13 protein-coding genes are annotated in these 18,186 nt (G+C 65.4%); 5 read left to right on the forward strand and 8 right to left on the reverse strand.

Annotated elements, in window-relative coordinates:
- Positions 1-9 precede the first annotated feature (9 nt).
- The 3 genes from ACMGDH_RS06110 to ACMGDH_RS06120 form a co-directional block, all read right to left on the reverse strand.
- Positions 10-765: a hypothetical protein gene (locus ACMGDH_RS06110; protein ID WP_436827008.1), complete on the reverse strand. Its 756-nt coding sequence runs from the start codon at positions 763-765 to the stop codon at positions 10-12.
- Between the two features lie 121 nt (positions 766-886).
- Positions 887-2,206 (reverse strand): alginate export family protein, encoded by a 1,320-nt coding sequence (locus ACMGDH_RS06115; protein WP_436827009.1) that lies wholly within the window; start codon positions 2,204-2,206, stop codon positions 887-889.
- 215 nt (positions 2,207-2,421) lie between these two features.
- On the reverse strand, positions 2,422-2,823 hold the full coding sequence (locus tag ACMGDH_RS06120; RefSeq protein WP_436827010.1) for an EVE domain-containing protein: 402 nt from the start codon (positions 2,821-2,823) through the stop codon (positions 2,422-2,424).
- A 172-nt stretch (positions 2,824-2,995) separates the two neighbouring features.
- Here ACMGDH_RS06120 and ACMGDH_RS06125 point away from each other — a divergent pair, with 172 nt between their 5' ends.
- The 3 genes from ACMGDH_RS06125 to ACMGDH_RS06135 all read left to right on the forward strand — a co-directional run bounded on the left by ACMGDH_RS06125 (position 2,996) and on the right by ACMGDH_RS06135 (position 5,371).
- Positions 2,996-3,367, forward strand: coding sequence for a hypothetical protein (locus ACMGDH_RS06125; protein WP_436827011.1), 372 nt, complete (start codon positions 2,996-2,998; stop codon positions 3,365-3,367).
- 70 nt (positions 3,368-3,437) lie between these two features.
- Positions 3,438-5,087, forward strand: a complete 1,650-nt coding sequence (locus ACMGDH_RS06130; protein ID WP_436827012.1) for an FAD-dependent oxidoreductase — start codon at positions 3,438-3,440, stop codon at positions 5,085-5,087.
- A 17-nt stretch (positions 5,088-5,104) separates the two neighbouring features.
- Positions 5,105-5,371: a DUF3297 family protein gene (locus tag ACMGDH_RS06135; RefSeq protein WP_436827013.1), complete on the forward strand. Its 267-nt coding sequence runs from the start codon at positions 5,105-5,107 to the stop codon at positions 5,369-5,371.
- A 128-nt stretch (positions 5,372-5,499) separates the two neighbouring features.
- Here the strand turns inward: ACMGDH_RS06135 and bla are convergent, their stop codons facing one another.
- Complete coding sequence (bla, locus tag ACMGDH_RS06140; protein WP_436827014.1) at positions 5,500-6,384, reverse strand: class A beta-lactamase; 885 nt, start codon at positions 6,382-6,384, stop codon at positions 5,500-5,502.
- A 99-nt stretch (positions 6,385-6,483) separates the two neighbouring features.
- Here bla and ACMGDH_RS06145 point away from each other — a divergent pair, with 99 nt between their 5' ends.
- On the forward strand, positions 6,484-7,350 hold the full coding sequence (locus tag ACMGDH_RS06145) for a LysR family transcriptional regulator (RefSeq protein ID WP_436827015.1): 867 nt from the start codon (positions 6,484-6,486) through the stop codon (positions 7,348-7,350).
- Here the strand turns inward: ACMGDH_RS06145 and ACMGDH_RS06150 are convergent, their stop codons facing one another.
- The 4 genes from ACMGDH_RS06150 to ACMGDH_RS06165 form a co-directional block, all read right to left on the reverse strand.
- On the reverse strand, positions 7,351-8,100 hold the full coding sequence (locus tag ACMGDH_RS06150; RefSeq protein ID WP_436827016.1) for an isocitrate lyase/PEP mutase family protein: 750 nt from the start codon (positions 8,098-8,100) through the stop codon (positions 7,351-7,353).
- Between the two features lie 281 nt (positions 8,101-8,381).
- Positions 8,382-9,185, reverse strand: a complete 804-nt coding sequence (locus ACMGDH_RS06155) for a LytR/AlgR family response regulator transcription factor (RefSeq protein WP_436827017.1) — start codon at positions 9,183-9,185, stop codon at positions 8,382-8,384.
- Complete coding sequence (locus ACMGDH_RS06160) at positions 9,182-10,309, reverse strand: sensor histidine kinase (protein ID WP_436827018.1); 1,128 nt, start codon at positions 10,307-10,309, stop codon at positions 9,182-9,184. Before ACMGDH_RS06160 ends, ACMGDH_RS06155 begins: the two co-directional genes overlap by 4 nt.
- A 309-nt stretch (positions 10,310-10,618) precedes the next feature.
- A complete protein-coding gene (locus ACMGDH_RS06165) occupies positions 10,619-14,035 on the reverse strand; it encodes a TonB-dependent receptor (protein WP_436827019.1) in 3,417 nt (1,138 codons plus the stop codon).
- Positions 14,036-14,446: 411 nt separating this feature from the next.
- On the opposite strand from ACMGDH_RS06165, the gene ACMGDH_RS06170 reads away from it, so the two are divergent.
- Complete coding sequence (locus tag ACMGDH_RS06170; RefSeq protein ID WP_436827020.1) at positions 14,447-18,118, forward strand: TonB-dependent receptor; 3,672 nt, start codon at positions 14,447-14,449, stop codon at positions 18,116-18,118.
- Positions 18,119-18,186: the final 68 nt, after the last annotated feature.

The following is an 18,186-nucleotide window of genomic DNA, read 5'->3' on the forward strand; positions in this document are numbered from 1 at the left end:
ATCGCCGCGCTACTCGCCCGATCGCCCGCCCAAAGCCCTCACGCCGGGCCCGGGCTCGGCATGGTCGAGTATCTCGAGCTTGGGGTGCATGACCCAGACGTCGCCCGATCCTTTGAGCAGGAATCCGTAGCTGAGCTTGGTTGCTGTCTTCGGAATCGGGCCGATCGTAAGGTGCACCGGCACCCATTGTCGGGTTCTCCACAAGGGCTGGCCGCTCGTGTCTCCACCCTGGAGCACGCGGCCGCTGTCGCCCGCCGCTAGCCAGAAGCGAACCTCGCTCGACCGGCGCGTTGCCACCAGCGCGGTGAAGCGAATGTAGCGATCGCGGAGGGGCGCCGCGTCAAGAACACGGCGAAGCTGTCCCCATCCGCGGGGCGCAGCGCTCCGTGATCCGATGCACATGGGAAGATCGTTCGTTGGGACGCGGAAGCGGAAGTCGGCGATGCCCTTGCCGGCCCGCTGCCAGATTTCCGGTCCGGTGATCGGGTCATCATCCCGCACGACGCGCCACACGCCCGTAGTGGGATCTTGCTTGATCACCGACTGGATGAAGGGCGCGCTGTCCACATCGACCTTGTCGAGCGGGTCTCCCAGCTGGCGGCGGCAGCGCGGCAGGTCGCTTCGAACGACCACCTCGATATCTTCGTCGGGATCGCCCGCGGTCGGGGCATCCTGCGTCCGGGCCGGCGCGGCGGAGGCGAGCCAGAACAGTGCACTCGTGGCGCCAGTCGCTAGACACGCCCTGAATGGGCCGCGAACCGACATTCTCCTGCCCCCGCATGTTTGGTCCGGAGTAGCATGGCTGGAAGCGTCGGGAAATCGACGGGGACGGCCGTCGCCGGGCGAAGGGCTCCCCTCTCTTCCGGGAGGGGGCTCATCGTTGCCGTCAGAAGCCCCAGGTGACTTCGAAGAAGCCATAGTGGGTGTCGCCATTGTCGGGCGCGCGGGGGGCTTCCTTCATGAAGCGGCCCTTGGCGAGCACCGCCACGCCCGCTGCGAGCCGCACCTGATCGGGCTTGAGCCAATAGCGCACGCGCGTGTCGAACTGGGTGCCGGCGTAGCGGCCCGAGCCGCCGGTCGCGTCGCGCAGGCCGGTGCTGGAGAAGGTGTCGGTCGCCGAGTCGAGCCACAGCGGGCGGACTGCGACATAGCCGTCCCAGCGCTTGTCGGGCTTCGCTTCCACGCGAACCTCGGGCGCGCTCAGGTTGGCGCGACCGATCGGGCCATAGAGGCTGCTGGGGCCGAATTCGAAGACGCGCGCGCCGAAGAGCGTGTCGAAGCGGCTGTAGCTGCCGCCGGGGCGGTCGCCGCTGGCATAGTCATAGGCGATGCGGACACGCGGCGACCAGGGTGCGTCGAAGGTGTAGCCGAGGCTGGCGTGGACGAACCCGGCATTGACGTCGAGATCGGTGCGGTCGCTCGCCGAAGCCGAGGCGCGGGTGCTGCCGCCCTGCCATGCCGCTTCGATCTCGAAATCGACCTGCCCCTTCTTCGGCGCGTCGAGCAGGCGGAAGCCGGTGGTCCACAGGCGGCGGTTGCGCGTGGCGAAATTCTCCGCGTCGCGCTCGAACAGGCGGTAGAGATAGGTTTCGAGCGCCACCGAGCCGACGACGTTCGCCTTGGTCACGCGCCCGCCGAAGAACTGCTGGTCGATCCGTTCGCGATCGAGCTCGACTTCATTGTCGAGGATGCCGTCCTTGTCGTTGGGCAGCCGGTCCTGCGGCATCACCCAGAACAGCGTGACGCTGTCGCCCTTGGCAGGCTTCCAGTCGAAGCGCGCGCCGGTGAAGGCGTTGGTCGAATTGCGGTAGTTCTGCCGCGAGACGAAGCGGCGCGAGCCCCAGTCCATCGTCATGCGGCCGAGCTGGAGCTCGGCATTCTTGCTGATCTCGGCGATCAGATAGGCCTGGGTGGGTTCGAGAGCATTGACCTCAGTGGCTCCGATCGAAGTGGGCAGGCGCTCGAAATAGACGCGCGCGTCCTGGATTTCACCGCCGATCCGGACCGGGCCGGCATCATATTCGGCGCGAAGCTGGGTGCGCAGCATAAGCGCGCCGCTGTCCGCCGTGTTGGGCCGGAACTGACCGTCGATGACTTCGACGCGGGCACGGATGCTGCCTTCCACCTCCAGCTTTCCGTCATCGGCGAGGGCGGGGGCGGAAACGAGGCACAGCGGCACGAGCGCGGGAATCATCGAACGGATCATGAGTGTCTTTCGCAGTCCTAAAGCAGCGCAGGGCGGCAGGCCGCCGCCGCGTCCAGAGGCGCCCGCCGAGGGATCGGCGGGCATGGCTGCATTATAGGACATCGGGCTCCCTCGACGGGGCGATACTGTAATAATCCGGAAACGAAGCAGAAGCTTATCGCCGGACCCTGCGACCAGGCGGATCGAGTCTCGCCCTTCTGCGCCGGCGCCCGCGGTCAGCCTTGGCCCATCTCGAGCAGCACCGCCCATTCGGTATCGCGCACCGGGGTGACCGAGAGGCGCGACTGGCGCACCATCTCGATGTGCGCGAGGCGCGGTTCGGCCTTGATGTCGGCGAGCGTCACGGGCTTCGCGAGCTTCTCGACCGGCTTGACCGCCACGCTCGCCCATTTGCCGTCGTCGCCGTCGGGCTGCCAGGCGCGAGTGATCTCCATCACGCCGACCGCAGCCTTCTCCGTGTTCGAATGGTAGAAGAGCGCCCGGTCGCCCGGCTGCATCTCCTTGAGGAAATTGCGCGCCGTATAGTTGCGCACGCCGTTCCACTCGGTCGCGCCGTCGCGGACCAGATCGTCCCAGCTATAGGCATCGGGTTCGGAGCGCAGGATCCAGTATCGCATTGCTTTGCCTCTAGAGTCCGGACCCATGAACCGCAATGGCCGGCTAAACCGATGGTTAACGGCCGGTTCCGGGCGAGTTCAGGCAGGATTTCCTAGACTCGGACCATCGGCGCCCGCGACTCGCGCTTGTCCGCGCGGGGCTGGGGCGCAGATGCGTAGAGGAGAAAATGCCATGACCGGCCTGGTCAAGAAAGTGGCGTTCGGGGCCGTGCTCGGGGCGACGGTCGTGACGGGCGCAGCGCCTGCGCAGGCGCAATATTATGATCGTTACCGTGATCGCGATGCCACCGGAGCGGCAATCGTCGCCGGAATCGCGGGGCTCGCGATCGGCGCGGCGCTCGCGAGCAGCGACGACCGGCGCTATTACGATCGCCGCTATTACTATCGCGACGGCTATTACCCTTATTATCGCCACCGCTATTACCCGCGGGATCGCTATTACTACCGCGACTATCGACGCTATCGCGGCTGGGATCGGTGCGGCGTCCGCCGGGTCTATGATCCGTATCTCGGCCGGACGGTGCGCGTGCGCTACTGCCGCTGATCTGTGAATGTGGCGCGGGCTGGTCCCGCGCCACGCTTCGTTCCGGCGGCGCGGGCGCTAGACTGGCGCCATGGGACATGATTCGCCGCCGCTTCGCCCCGATCCCGCCGATCCCTATCTGCGGACCGATCAGACCTTTCCGGTGCTCGCCGGGGAGATGATCGCGCGCGTCGCGATCTTTGGGAAGGAAGAGGCGCTTCCCGGCGGCGCGACGCTGTTCCACCGCGGCGATCGCAACGTCGACTTCTTCTTGTGCCTGGGAGGTTCGATCGAGATTCTAGACAGCGATCTCAAGGGCCGCGAAAGCGTCGTCCACGCCCATACGCCCGGCCAGTTCACCGGCGAGCTCGACCTGTTCAACGATCGCAAGATACTGGTCACTGGCCGGGCGACCCCGGGCACCCGCGTGATCCGCGTCGGCCGCGCCGACTTCCGCCGGATGATCGTCGCGGAGCCCGACATCGGCGAAATCGTGATGCGCGCCTTCATCCTGCGGCGGGTGGGCATGCTCCTACACGGAGAGGCGGGCGTGGCGCTGATCGGCCCGGCGCATGCCGCCGATACGGCGCGGATCGAGAGCTTCCTTTCGCGCAACGCGCTTCCGCACCGCCGCATCGACACGGAGACCGATCCGGACGCTGGCGGCTTTCTGGCGTGCCTCGCGCTCGAGGAAGCGGATCTGCCGGTGGTCGTCGCCGAAGGCCAGGTACTGCGCAAGCCCAGCAACGCACAGCTTGCGGACGCGCTGGGGCTCACGAGCGCAGTCGATCCCGAGCACGTCCACGACGTGGTGGTGGTGGGCGCCGGGCCTGCCGGGCTCGCCGCCGCAGTCTATGCCGCGTCCGAGGGGCTCGACACGATCGTGATCGAAGGCGTGGCGCCCGGCGGGCAGGCGGGGACGAGCTCGAAGATCGAGAATTATCTGGGCTTTCCCACCGGCATCTCCGGCCAGGCGCTCGCCGGACGCGCCCAGGTGCAGGCGCAGAAGTTCGGTGCGCGGCTGCTCATCTCGCGCAGCGCCGTCGGGATCGACTGCGCCGCGCATCCGTATCGACTGACGCTCGACGACGGTGCCACCCTGAAGACGCGCGCCGTGGTGGTCGCGACGGGCGCGCGCTACCGCAAGCTCGATCTGCCGCGCTACGCCGAGCTGGAAGGCAACGGCATCTATTATGCTGCGACGGCGATGGAGGCGGGGCTCTGCGCGGCGCAGGACGCGGTGGTGGTCGGCGGCGGCAATTCCGCGGGCCAGGCCGCGATCTACCTTTCGCGCAGCGCCGGGCACGTCCACATTCTGGTGCGCGGGCCGGGGCTCGCGGCCACCATGTCGCGCTACCTGATCGAGCGGATCGAGGCCTCCGACCGGATCACGCTGCATCCGCATTGCGAGCTGGTGGCGATCGACGGTGACAAGCATCTCCGCGCGCTCAGCTGGGTAAACCGACGAACCGGCGAACAAACCCGCCGCGACGTGGGCGCGCTGTTCGTGATGATCGGCGCGGCGCCGAATACCGATTGGCTGGCGGACTGCGTGGCGCTCGACCAGGCCGGATTCGTCGCCACCGGCAACGGTGATTCGCCCTATGCAGCGTCGCGCGCGGGGATCTTCGCGGTGGGCGATGTCCGCGCGGGATCGGTCAAAAGGGTCGCGTCCGGGGTGGGCGAAGGATCGGTCGTCATCGCCGCAATCCACCGTTATCTTGAAAGCCTCGCACAATAGCGGCAAAGGGCGCGCCCATGAGCGACACTCCTCCCGACCGCCTGTCGGTCAATCCGAACAGCCCCCATTTCCAGCGCGAGCTGCTCGAGCGTGGCATCGGCATCCGCTTCAAGGGTGTCGAGCGCAACGACGTCGAGGAGTACAGCATCTCCGAAGGCTGGATCCGCGTCGCGCTCGGCAAGAAGGTCGATCGCAAGGGCCAGCCGCTGACGATCAAGCTGACCGGCCCGGTCGAGGCCTGGTTCGAGCGCCCCGCCGAGGGCGGGGACGACGAGGAGGCATAGGAGCCGTCGAGCTCCAATATTCCCGTTCGCCCTGAGCCTGTCGAAGGGCGTCATCCAGCAGCAAACGGGATGTGGAGACCGCTCTTCGACAAGCTCAGGGCGAGCGGGTTTTAGTGGTTCGGGCCTGATCAGCCGACCGCCGCTACGATCGCCCGGCCGATACGCGCGTGCAGCGGCCGCGTCTGGCCCGAGGGCAGGCTGCTTCCGGTAACATAGCTCGCCACCACCAGCGGCGCGCCGCGCGGTGGCCACAGCACCGCCACGTGATTGTCGGTGCCGTACCCGCCCGAGCCGGTCTTGTCGGCGACCTGCCAGTTGGCGGGCACGCCGTCGCGGATGCCTTTCAGCCCGGTGGTCGTCTGCTTCATCCAATCGACCAGCTGGGTGCGGCTCGCAGTGGCAAGCGCTCTGCCCAGCAGCAGGCGCTGCGCGAGCCCGGCCATGGCATCGGGCGTAGTGGTGTCGCGGACGTCGCCGGGCCGCGCTTTGCTCATGTCGGTTTCCCAACGGTCGAGCCGCGTCACGGAGTCGCCGAAGCCGCGCAGCCGGCGCGTGAACCCCGCGGGGCCGCCCATCGTTCGCAGCAGCAGATTGGCGGCGGCATTGTCGCTCACCGTCACCGTCGCGTGGCAAAGTTCGGCCAGGCTCGCCGTCCCGCCGACGCGAGTCTCGCAGAAGGGCGAATGGCTCACCAGGTCCGTCTTCGCCACCGGCAGCCGGCGGGCGAGCTTCTCCTGGCCGCTTTCGACGCGCTCCAGAATCGCGGCGGCGAGCGCGAACTTGAAGGTGCTGCACATCGGGAATCGTTCGTCGGCACGATGCGCGAACCGCTCGCCGCTTCCGGTATCGATCACCGCAAGTCCCAGCCTGCCCCCGCTCGCGCGCTCGGTTTCGAGCACTGCGTCGCGGAACGCTGGCCCGAAGCGCGAGGGCGCGATTTTTCTCGGGGCGGCGAGCGCGCCGGTCGCAGCGACTGCACAGCCGGTGGCCCAGAGGAATGTGCGTCGATCCATGATCAATTCTCCCTTCGCAGAGGAGAATGGCGCGGGAGGTGCGTACCGCGCAAAGCATCAATTCTCGACAGAGGCATGAATTGATCTCATGTTTCAGCCATGGACAGACCGCAGCTACCGCTAAACTCCCTGCGCGCCTTCGAGGCCGCGGCACGCCACCTCAGCTTCACGCGCGCCGGGCTCGAGCTGTTCGTCAGCCAAGGCGCGGTGAGCCATCAGGTGAAGGCGCTGGAGGAGCGGCTGGGGGTGCCGTTGTTCCGGCGGTTGCCGCGCGGGATCGCGCTCACCGACGAGGGGCTCGCGCTGGTGCCGGTGGTGCAGGATGCGTTCGATCGGATCGGCACGACCCTCGGCCGCTTCTCCGAAGGGCGGTTCAAGGAAGTACTGACGCTCGGCGCTGTGGGCACGTTCGCCACCGGCTGGCTGATGGAGCGGCTGCCCGAATTCCTTCATGCACATCCCGAGATCGACCTCCGGCTGCTCACCAACAACAACCGCGTCGATCTGGCGGGGGAGGGACTCGATCTGGCGATCCGCTTCGGCGACGGCGCGTGGCACGGCACCCACGCCGAACGGATCATCGAAGCGCCGTTGACGCCGCTCTGCGCGCCCGCGCTCGCTGCCGCACTGGCGAACGCCGGTGATCTCGCGCGCCAGCCGCTGCTGCGCTCCTACCGCGCCGACGAATGGCCGCGCTGGTTCGAGCGGGCGGGTGCCGCCTGCCCGGCGATACGCGGCCCGGTGTTCGACAGCTCGCCGGTTATGGCCGCCGCGGCGACGGCGGGGTTCGGCGTCGCGCTGCTTCCCGCCGCCATGTTCGGCCGCGAGCTGGCGAGCGAGCGGCTGGTTCGGCCCTTCGCAGCCGAACTAGCGGGAGGGGCCTATTGGCTCACACGTCTCCACTCACGACCCGAGAGCCACACCATGGCGGCGTTTCGCAATTGGCTGCTCGACGCCGCCGCGTGATCAGCCGGCAAACGCCGCGCGGGCTGCGTCCTCGAATGCCTTGATCGCCAGCTTGTAGGGGAAGGGGCCGTGGCTGATCCGCGCGACGCCGGTGGCCGCCACGTCCGCGACGCTTGGGGCGCCGGGGAAGGCCATGAAGTTCACCGGCAGCGGCGAAGCCTGGCAGACGTGTTCGAGCAGCCGGAGATCGGCGAGCAGCGGCACGAAGAAGCCGCTGGCACCCGCTTCGGCATAAGCATGCGCGCGTTCGATCGCGGCATCCACCATCGCATCGTCGTGTGTCTCGGGCGCAGCCTGAAGGAAAAGGTCGGTGCGCGCGTTGATGAAGAAATCGGGTCCCACCGCAGCGCGGACGGCGGCGATGCGCGCGGCCTGATCGGCGATGGGATAGACGCCCCCACCGCCGATCCGCTGATCCTCGAAGTTGCAGCCGATCGCACCGGTGGCCGCGAGCCGCGCGACATTGGCGGCGGCGGCATCGGCATCGACCGCATAGCCGCTCTCGAAATCGATCGTCACCGGCAGCGCGACCGCGCGCACGATCCGCTCGGCATTGGCGAGCGCCAGATCGAGCGGCATCTCTTCGCCGTCCCCAAAGCCAAAGGCGTCCGCAACCGAGGCGCTGCCGCTCGCCACTGCCTTCGCGCCGGCACGTTCGGCCGCCTTGGCGCTGCCGGCGTCCCACACGTTGAACAGCACCAGCGGTTCGCCCGGCAGGTGCAGGGCGGCGAAGCTTTCGAAGCGCGACATGGATTTCTCCCGGTGTTTTGTTCCGGAAATGTTCCTATCGCGGAACGAAGTGCTGAGCAATCCGGAAGTTGCGTTCAACACCTATCTTCATGCGCAATTTCTTCGTCACCCCGGCCTCGTGCCGGGGTCCACCGCGCCGCGAATCATGGCCTCGGGGCAATTCCTGACCTTGAAGCCAATGCCGGGTCTTTCGGCAGGAGCTGTACCGGTATCATTTGCGGGCGAGTGGGCCCCGGCACAGGGCCGGGGTGACGAACAGGGATTGTGAAAGGTGGTCAGGCTCAGTGAACGAAGCGTGCCACCACGTCGCGATAGCTGCGGCTCACCTTCACCTGCGCGCCCGAATCGAGCACCAGGAAGCATTCGCCATTGGTGTGCGGCTTGACCTGGCGGACGAGGTCGAGGTTGACGATCGTCGAGCGGTGCACGCGCTGGAAGCGCCGCGGGTCCAGCCGCTTCTCCAAGTCCTTCATCGTCTCGCGCAGGATCAGCGTATTGTCGCCGGTGTAGATGCACATATAGTCGCCGGCCGCGTCGATCCGCTCGATCGTGTCGACGTCGACGCGGAAGATCTGGCCGCGATCCTTGATGTTGATCAGCTTCTCGAAGCGGTTGGAGGCCATCTCGCCCGCCTCGCCGGTGCCGAGTTCCTCGACTGCGTCGGGCGCCACTTCGGCGAGCACTTCCTTGAGCTTCTCGATTTCCTCCGCGCCGCGCTTGTGCGCAAGCCGCTGGCGTACGCGATCGAGCGTGTCGGCAAGCCGCGCGTCCTCCACCGGCTTCATCAGATAGTCCATCGCCTGCGCTTCGAAGGCGCGGATGGCATGGTCGCTATAGGCCGTGACGAACACGAACAGCGGCGGCTCGACTTCCATCAGCCCCTGGACGACCGAGAAGCCATCGAAGCCGGGCATCTGGATGTCGAGGAAGACGAGGTCGGGCTTGTTGGTCTTGATCGAACGGATGGCTTCGCGGCCGTTGGAGCATTTGTCGATGATTTCGACATCCTCGTGCTCCTGGAGGCGGAGCTCGAGCCCCTGGATCGCCAGCGGTTCGTCGTCAACGAGGATGGTACGGATGGTCATGCGGCCTCTCGATTAGGTTCCTCAAGCTGGAACGGTATCTCGATCTCAACGCTGAACCCTTCCCCTTGGTTCGATCGCGTATCGAATCGATGGTCAGGCCCGAAGGACTGTACCAACCGCTCCCGTATGTTGGCGAGCCCCACGCCGGTTGAAAGGGTCGGCCTCGGCTTGCTTTCGTTCAATCCTGGGCCGGTGTCGGATACGGCGATCTGCACTCTATCGCCGGTGAGTCGAGCGGAAACGGTGATATCGGCGCCCTCTTCCTGGGGCGTGACGGCATATTTGATTGCGTTTTCGACCAAAGGCTGGAGCAGCAGCGAAGGCAGTCGTGCGTTGGCACAGCGCGGATCGATGTCGAAATGGGTGCGCAGCCGCGCGTCGAAGCGCATCTTCTCGATCTCGAGATAGAGCTTCAGCGTCTCCACTTCCTGTGCCAGCGTCACGTGCGCGGTCGGCTCGTTGGCGAGTGTGTAGCGCAAGAAAGAGGAGAGGCGGCTGAGCATCACGTTCGCCCGCTCGGTCTGCTTGAGCAGCACCAGCGTCGAGATCGAGTTGAGCGTGTTGAACAGGAAATGCGGGTTGAGCTGGTAGCGCAGCATCGCCAGCTGCGCCGAGGATGCCTGGCTTTCGAGCGCCTGCATCTGGTCGTTCTGCTCTTCGACGATCAGATAGAAGTTGATCCCGAAATAGAGCGCCGACCAGCCCGCGAGCACGGTGAAGTTGATGAACACCGTTCCCGCCACCACGGTCAGCGAGATGCCGGGCTCCTGCATGCGGATGAACGAAAAGGCGAAGGCGCTGAGAATCGCATAGACCGCAGTCGCGAGCCCCAGCGTCGCGAGCGTGAGCAGGACGCCGGGGATGCGCGGCAGCTTGCGATAGAGGCCGTAGAGCGTCGAGAGCAGCAGCGTGATGCAATAGCCCAGGATCGATTCGACGATCGCGTAGATGATCCATTCGAGCGAGATGTTCGAAACGGTGCGCAGCAGCAGATAGCCGCTCCACCCCGCGGCCTGGAGCAGCCAGAAGGCGCGGCTCTTGTCCTCGAAGAAGGGGCGGGCAAAGAAGCCGGGCCGCTCGAGGGTAGGCGCGGCAGGGCCGGTGCGGGGTTCGAGTGCGTTCACCACAGCCGCCCTCTATCACCGCGCGAAACCGGCCGCAAAGCACCCAAAGCAAATGCGATCATATCGATTGGGGACATGGATGGCCTAAAATCCTCCCCCGCCAGGGGGAGGTGGCACGCGCAGCGTGACGGAGGGGGCGGATGCCAGAACCTAGAGGGCGTGCTTCCTCCCCTCCGTCGCCTCCGGCCCCTGGCGGGGGAGGATTGAAGTGCTGCCGAGATGCCGCTTTCACAACCCACATGATCGCCAAAGCAAAACCGCCGCCCCATTTCTGGAGCGGCGGTTTCGTTTGCAGCCGATCGGGAGAGCTTAGAACTCGTAGCTCACGCCGAACTTGATGCGCCATACCGACGAGCTGACGTTGACCTGGTTGTCCGCGTCGAAGGTGCCGCCGTTATACTCGGTGATGACGTAGCGACCCTGCGCATCCACGCCCGTGGTGCGGGCGACGTCCTGCACGCCGAAGAAGTTGCGGCGGCGCTGAACGTTCCAATCCGAGTCCAGCAGGTTCAGGAAGTTGTCGAACATCGCATAGACGCGGATCTTGTCCTCGACCCCGAACAGACGGCCCGGCCCGGGCAGCTCCTGCGAAAGCGTCAAGTCGAGATCATAGTACCAGTCGTTGGTGCAGTTGTTGCGCGTCACCGTCTGGCCCATCTGTTCCTTGGCGCAGTCGAGCCCGTTAGCGAAGTCGACCAGGCTCTGCACCGCCGTCATGTTCGACGTCGGCGAGATGTTCGGGTCGTTCACGCCGGTGGGCAGATAGACCAGCGCGGCGTCGTTGGTCGTGAGACCGCCGGTCGTCGCATTGAACACCCCGTTGCCCGTGAAGGTCAGGCTGTACGGACGGCCCGAGCGCGCCACGAAGGTGAACGCCAGCGAAGTCTCGTAATCCTTCACGAACTCGTTGCTGAGGTTACCGGCGAAGGTGATGTTGTGCTTGCTCTGGTAGAAGCCGGGCGAAGCGTCCGGAGCCTGACGGTCGAATGCGGCCGACTGGCCGTAGTTCGAGCCAGCGGTCGAGTTGTACATGTTCCGGCGGTCATGCGAGTTGGTGTACGCATAGCCGAACGAGAGCCAGGTCGAGCCGCCGTCGGTGAACAGGCCACCCTCGAAGTTCTTCGAGAGCAGGAACGACGCGACGTGGCTACGATAGCCTTCGCTGTTGGTCAGCATCAGCTCGCCGCCGCGGTTGCCCGAGAAGCAGGCGGCGTTGAGGTTGGCATAGACCGGCGGCGTGCCCGGATCGGCGAGGCGACCGGTGCAGCCCGTGGCGAGCAGATCGATGTTCGAATAGATCGGGCGGCCGTCGATAGTGTAGCCGGCGTTGCCCCGGCGGAAGTCGACTGCCTGGGCGAGGTCGACCAGATTGAAGGCGTTGCGATACTCGCTGTAGATATAGTCGAGCGTCATGTTCCAGCCGCTGAAGAAGCCGGTGCCGAAGTTGAGCTCGCTCGTGAAGCCGACGTTGGCGCGAACCACGGTCGGCATCACCAGATCGGGATCGATCGACTGGGTGTTGCCCTCGCCGGCGGCGGCCGTAGCCACCGCATTCGCTGCGATGCAGGGTGGAACGCCAGTGAAGCTGCCATTGACCAGCACGTCGATCTGCCCGGGCGCGCAGCCCGCCGCCTGGGTGCTGCCCAGCGCGAAGGCGCTGCCGTCGTTCTGGAAGGCATTGCCGAACCAGACCAGCGGATCGCCGCCCGAGAAGATGCCCACGCCAGCGCGCAGCTGCGCGTTGCCGAAGACGTTGGACGGAGCGAAATCATAGGTGATCGCGGCGCGCGGCAGGATCACCGGATCAAGGTTGCTGAACCCGGTGGTGTTGGGGAAGCCGTAACGGCGCGCGAACACCGGGTTATAGGCGGGACCCTTGCCGTCGTACCAGTCGGTGCGCACGCCCGCGGTGAGCTTGAGCTGGTCGTTCAGGCGCCACTCGTCCTGCACGAAGATCGAGTAGATGCTGCGCGTGAACTCGGCCGCGGCATCGGTGACGTCGCCGGTCGCCGAGAAGTTGCCGAAGGCCCCTTCGGTCAAACCGCCGACGACGTTGACCGGCGTGGTCGTGGTGTTGTTGTTGCCGGTGCCCGGCGAGAGCAGACCCGCGCGCAGATCGTCGATGTTGCGGAAAACCAGCGTGCCGGTGGCGTTCTGCACGAACAGGTTGAACAGGTTCGCACGGTTGAGCTCGAAGCCGAGCTTGAGCTTGTGGTCGCCCGAGGTGATGTTCGCCACGGCGCGATACTGGTCGATCTTGGTGCGCAGATCGTTCGCCGAGCGCGAGGTGCCCGGGCCGGCCAGCACGGTGCCGTCGATGCCGGTGGCATTGTCGATGCCGACGATGATGCGCGGGATCGGGTTGGCCGACTGCGCCTCGCCGCCGCCGATCGGGTCCTGACGGTCGGTCACTTCCGAACGCGCATAGCGCAGCTCGGTCGAGAAATTGTCGCTCCACTGCGAATAGAGGCGGACCGACGCGTAGTCCGAGACCGTGCCGCTGTTGTAGAAGGTGTTCATGCCGATCGCCTGGGGCGAATTGCCGGTGAACAGGTCGTCCGGACGGACGGTGGCTTCCTCGAGGCGCTGGTAGGTGCCTTCCAGGCGGTGGTCGTCGGTGATCTGCCAGTCGGCGCGCGCGAAATAGCGGTCGCTGGTGTAGTCGCGGCTGTGGACCAGATCGCCGGTGTCGATGCCGTAGCTGGTGTTCAGCACTTCGCGGATCGCGTTGAACTGGGCTTCGGTGATGCCGGTCTGCTCGTTGGCATAGCCGGCGCCGACGGGGCCGTCGTCCTGCGACTGGCCGGCTTCCTGATGCTCATAGGCGCCGTAGAGGAACAGCGTATCCTTGATGATCGGGCCGCCGAGCGAGACGCCCCAGCGCTTCTCGGGCTCGATCGGGGCGACGGGGCGACCGGCGACTTCGGTGCCGCGCAGGCCCGAGTCCGAATATTCGAAATAGGCGCTGCCGTGATATTCGTTGGTGCCCGACTTGGTCACGACGTTGATCGCGCAGCCGGTGAACTGGCCATAGTCGACATCAAACGGCGCGAACTGGACCTGGGTCTCGCGGATCGCGTCATAGGGCAGCGGCGTCGAGCTGCGTGCCGAGAAGCCGGTGTCGTTGAGGCCGTAGATGTCGCTCTGCGCGATGCCGTCGACGGTGAAGGTGTTGCCGCGGTCGTTGCCGCCCAGGCACGAGATGCGGTCCTGGCCCGAGCCGCCGTCGTCGCGGTCGAGGCTGACGCGCGGGTCGATGCGGATGATGTCGCGCACGTCGCGGTTGAACGAAGGCGCTCGCGCCAGCACTTCGGCGCCGAACGAGGTGCCCGGTCCGACGGCGAGCTGAGTCGCGCGGACGCGGGTGCCGGTGACGACGATCTCGCCCGAGCCCGAGGTGAGCGCGAAGCTCAGGCTGGTGTTGCCTTGCAGGCTGGTATTGATGTCGCTGACGGTCTGGCCTTCGAAGCCGGCCGCGTTGGCGCTGACCGTGTAGGGGCCGCCGGTGACGAGGCCGCTGGCGGAGAAGGTGCCGCTCGAATTGGTCGTGAGCGTGCGGCTCGCGCCGGTGCGGGTGTCGGTGACGACGACCTGGGCGCCGGCGAGCGGGCTGCCGTCAGCATCGGTGACGGTGCCTTCGATCCCGGAGGTGATCTGCTGCGCGGAAGCCGCGGCAGGAATCACGAGCGCGGCAGCTGCCACGCCAGCGAAAAGCATATTGCGCATTATATTCCCCTTAGGTGTGCCTAGGACGCACTGGTCACGCGGTGTCTCTGCACCGTCGGGACGGCCCATGTGCGTAATTTATGTCCGTCCGATGACAGTCAATCGGAGTCTCCGACCAGCCGTTTGGTAACGAATGATTCCAAATGCTGCGTTGCAAAAAAGCATCACTTTTCCCGCTTTGCCCAAGCTCGGACGGCCGAATTCCGGCCTGATCGACCCTGTCCCAAACCGGACGAGCAATTGTCCGATGAATTGCTTGCAACTCTTCGCAGCGATGATAATCTTAGAACATGAGCTTATATCTCATATTTTGGGAGTATCTGCGTAGCACCGGCAATTTTTGAAATGATGAACCGGCCAGGGGGATAAACAAACCAGCCCCTGCCCCGGAAATATCAGGGAGGGGGAGTGATGACTGATCGATTCAACGCGCGCCGTCGTATCGGCGCGACGGCCTCGTGGACCGTGCTTGGCCTGCTTTTGGCCTGCGGCAACCAGGCAATGGCGCAGACCGCGCCCGCACCGGCCGACTCGGTGCCCGAACAGACCGATATCGACACCACCGCGCAGGACCAGGAAGTCCTCGTCGTCGGCTCGCGCGCGAGCCAGCAGTCGGCCAACAACCGCAAGAAGAACGCCAGGACCGCCACCGATTCGATCGTCGCCGACGACATCGGTTCGTTTCCCGATCGCAACGTGAACGAAGCGATCTCGCGCATCCCTGGCGTGGCGCTCAGCCGCAACGAATTCGGTGAGGGCGACAGCATCGCAGTCCGCGGCAACGGCCCGGACCTCACCCGCGTCGAGCTCGACGGAATCGGCGTCCAGGCGACCAACTCGCTCGCGATCGACAATGGCAGCAGCCGCGGCGCCGACTTGCGCGAACTCCCCGCCGAGCTCGTCAAGAGCGTCGACGTGGTCAAGGGCTCGACTGCGGACATGACCGAGGGTGGCCTGGGCGGCACCGTCCAGATCAAGACCCGCACTGGCCTCGATTTCAAGAAGCCCTATTTTTCGCTGCGCGCGGGCGCGAGCCAAAACTCGCTGGGCAAAGATTGGACGCCTGATTTCAACGGCGTCGCGGCATCGCGCTTCTTCGAGGATCGGCTGGGCGTGATCGTCACCGGCACGTATTCGAAGCTGCAGAACAACGGTCACGGCTACGAGAACACAACCAGCAATACGCGGGGCTATTCGCGCCTGTTCGACTTCGACCAGTCGCCCGAGAAAACCTTCAGTTTCAATCCGGCGACGGTGGGCACCGACGCAGCTGATGTGGCCTTCGCCAACAGCACTGCGCCCGACGGCACTTCGTTGACTCCGCGTGAGCTGGTGACGCTTGCAGCGGGCGCGCAGAGCAAGGAGCAATGCCTCCAGATCTTCCCGCACAATCCGGGCGAGAGCAATGCGCGACGCAACCAGCGCATCCTTGAGCAGCAGACCTGCCTCAATCAGTGGAACGACTATACACCGTCGCTGATCCGCAACTTCATGAACACCCAGACCGACGAGCGCTATTCGTTCGACGGCCGTCTCGACTATCGCGTGACCGATGATCTCACCGTCTACGCCAAGGCTACGATCGCGAACCGCAAGGTCCACGATCAGAACCGCAGTCACAACCCGGTGACGATGTTCAACCAGAACCTGGCCGGCACCTTCGTCACCACGACGACGGGCTATCCGCGTGTGCGTACCCTCGCGCCCAATGCGCCGGCAGGCTATCATCTGTTCGATCCGAACTACGGCATCAACAGCGTCAGCAACAACGCGGTGCTGGGCAATGTGCTCAACGTCGTGCCGAGCAGCGTCGTGGTCGACGATGCGCACAACGTCACCCAAATGACGTTGACCAACAATTCGGTGAGCATCGATCAGATCGAGAACCGGATCGACACCAAGACCAAATACTTCCAGGCCGGTGCCGAATATCGCGGTGAGCGGCTCGAGATCGATGCGATGGCGGGCCTCACCACGGCAAGCACCAGCCGCGGCGACATGCGTACCTCGCGCTCCTATGCCTATGGCGACGCCACGCTGACGCTCCAGCCGAACGGACTGTGGGACATCGATCTGCCGGAAGGGTATGACGAGACCAATCCGGCCAATTTCGTCCAGCTCACCGCGCCGCGCTGCGTTGCCGGGGGAACCAACCCCGCCACCTGCATCGGGCAGAGCGCGGCAGCCGCAACCGCGACCTCGCCCGCGATTCCGGAATATCTGGTTTCGCAGATGCCGCTGACGACGCCGAGCTTCGGCGTTTCCTATTCGCCGCGTCTCGGCGAATCGTCCGAGCGGCTCGCCAAGCTCGACGTGTCCTACGACACCGAGGAGATGCTGCCGTTCATCACCCGCTTCAAAGCCGGTGTGATGTACCGCAACAACAAGGTCGAGCGTTGGGGTGGCGGCGGATACACGGCAGTCTCCGAAGTTGGCACCTTCGGGCAGCCTGGCTATGTCCCGGCAGTGTTCGTCCCGAGCGCGCAGGTTCGCGGCACGCTCCGTGCTTGCCAGCCGACTGCCGGCTCCTCGGCGCCGGGCGGGCTTTCGTGCAACTATGGCTATGTGCCGAGCGCAGATCCGCGCGCAGTCCGGTCGGGTGTCGACACGCTCACGCCGCAGGAGCTGGAGGACCTGTTCCGCCGGACGCTGGAGGAGAGCGACTCCGAATATTTCGGTGACCTGCCTAACCGTGGCAACCTGCCCCCGGCATGGCAGGGCATCCGTACCGACGAACTCTTCGCCGCGCTCGGCGCATCGGATTTCATGAACTTCGACTGCCTCAAGACCTGCATGGGCAGCGATGGTCAGATGTATGATCAGCCGGTCCAGCGGGCGAACGAGACGATCAAGAACATCTATGGCATGTTCGATTTCGAACAGCGGCTCCCCTGGGGGCTGGTGTTCAACGGCAACGCCGGCATTCGCGGGGTCTTCAGGAACGTCAAAGCATCGGGCCTGCAGACGATAACCTCGATCTCGACGACGCCCAGCTTCAATCCGGCCGACCCCGATGCCGTCGGTGGCATCGTTTCGCGGTCGTTCTCCCAGAACGTCAATCTGGAATCGAACACGACCGACTGGCTGCCGAGCGTCAACCTCAACCTCTGGGCGTTCGACAGGAGCCTGGTCCTGCGCCTCTATGGCGGCAAGACGGTAGCACCTCCCCGGATCGATACGATCATTCCGGGTGGTACCTGCACCGTCGACGAGCGTGTCGACATCGGTGTTTCGGACAGCGACACCTATGGCTGCTCGGGCCGCGTCGGGAACCCTGCGCTGAAACCGTTCACGGCATGGAGCTACAACGCCAGCCTCGAATGGTACGCCAACGCCGACACGCTCTTCTCGGCGACTTACGGCAAGCTCGACGTGAAGATTGGCAGCCCGATACAGGTCACTGTCCTCGAGCGGCCGTTCGAGGGTAGCGACCAGGTGGACCCGGCGACGGGTCAGGCACTGGCAGATGTCGAGTTTCTCGTTCCGACTTGGGCGAACGGCCCCGGCTACAAGCGCGACATCTGGGAGTTTTCGGCCAAAACGGCGTTCACTTTCCTGCCCTGGTTCCTGAAGTACACCGGCGCGGACGCGAACTATTCGATCCTCACTTCGGCGGCCACTTCGGGCCAGCAGGACCCGTTGACTGGCGATGTGATGCTGCCGCCCGACGAGTCCAAATACTATACCAACGCCTCACTCTGGTATGATGACGGCAAGCTCAACATGCGCCTGGCCTATCAGAAGCGCAGCTCGCGTTTCGCATGCATCACGCCGTGCGGCGGAAACAACATCGACATCAATTATCCGGGCGAGCAATGGACCAACGTCCGTCTGGTCGGTCCCGGCTACAACCCCGGCGTGCCCCGTTTCATCGACGGCACGACGTTCATCGATGCCAAGATCTCGTACAACATCACGCGCAACTTCCAGGTCTATCTCGAAGGGCGCAACATGACTCGCGAGTTCCAGACCGTCTCGACCGGCGACTACGTGCCGTTCGGCGATGGCACACCGCGCATCATGCGCATGAACTACGGCGGCCGCCGCATCATGGGCGGCGCGCGCATCCAGTTCGGCAACTGATCAGGGACGGGCGGTTCTCACCGGCCGCCCGCCACCCGCTCGGGGCGACGCACGGGCCGGGGGCGAGC

The sequence above is a fragment of the Sphingomonas radicis genome (assembly GCF_051400635.1).
Classification (GTDB): Bacteria; Pseudomonadota; Alphaproteobacteria; order Sphingomonadales; family Sphingomonadaceae; genus Sphingomonas.

What these genes read in the sequence shown, in the direction of transcription:
- ACMGDH_RS06110 (WP_436827008.1), bottom strand. Translation starts at nt 765, where the DNA reads ATGTCGGTTCGCGGCCCATTCAGGGCGTGTCTAGCGACTGGCGCCACG.
- ACMGDH_RS06115 (WP_436827009.1), bottom strand. Translation starts at nt 2,206, where the DNA reads ATGATCCGTTCGATGATTCCCGCGCTCGTGCCGCTGTGCCTCGTTTCC.
- ACMGDH_RS06120 (WP_436827010.1), bottom strand. Translation starts at nt 2,823, where the DNA reads ATGCGATACTGGATCCTGCGCTCCGAACCCGATGCCTATAGCTGGGAC.
- ACMGDH_RS06125 (WP_436827011.1), top strand. Translation starts at nt 2,996, where the DNA reads ATGACCGGCCTGGTCAAGAAAGTGGCGTTCGGGGCCGTGCTCGGGGCG.
- ACMGDH_RS06130 (WP_436827012.1), top strand. Translation starts at nt 3,438, where the DNA reads ATGGGACATGATTCGCCGCCGCTTCGCCCCGATCCCGCCGATCCCTAT.
- ACMGDH_RS06135 (WP_436827013.1), top strand. Translation starts at nt 5,105, where the DNA reads ATGAGCGACACTCCTCCCGACCGCCTGTCGGTCAATCCGAACAGCCCC.
- bla (WP_436827014.1), bottom strand. Translation starts at nt 6,384, where the DNA reads ATGGATCGACGCACATTCCTCTGGGCCACCGGCTGTGCAGTCGCTGCG.
- ACMGDH_RS06145 (WP_436827015.1), top strand. Translation starts at nt 6,484, where the DNA reads ATGGACAGACCGCAGCTACCGCTAAACTCCCTGCGCGCCTTCGAGGCC.
- ACMGDH_RS06150 (WP_436827016.1), bottom strand. Translation starts at nt 8,100, where the DNA reads ATGTCGCGCTTCGAAAGCTTCGCCGCCCTGCACCTGCCGGGCGAACCG.
- ACMGDH_RS06155 (WP_436827017.1), bottom strand. Translation starts at nt 9,185, where the DNA reads ATGACCATCCGTACCATCCTCGTTGACGACGAACCGCTGGCGATCCAG.
- ACMGDH_RS06165 (WP_436827019.1), bottom strand. Translation starts at nt 14,035, where the DNA reads ATGCGCAATATGCTTTTCGCTGGCGTGGCAGCTGCCGCGCTCGTGATT.
- ACMGDH_RS06170 (WP_436827020.1), top strand. Translation starts at nt 14,447, where the DNA reads ATGACTGATCGATTCAACGCGCGCCGTCGTATCGGCGCGACGGCCTCG.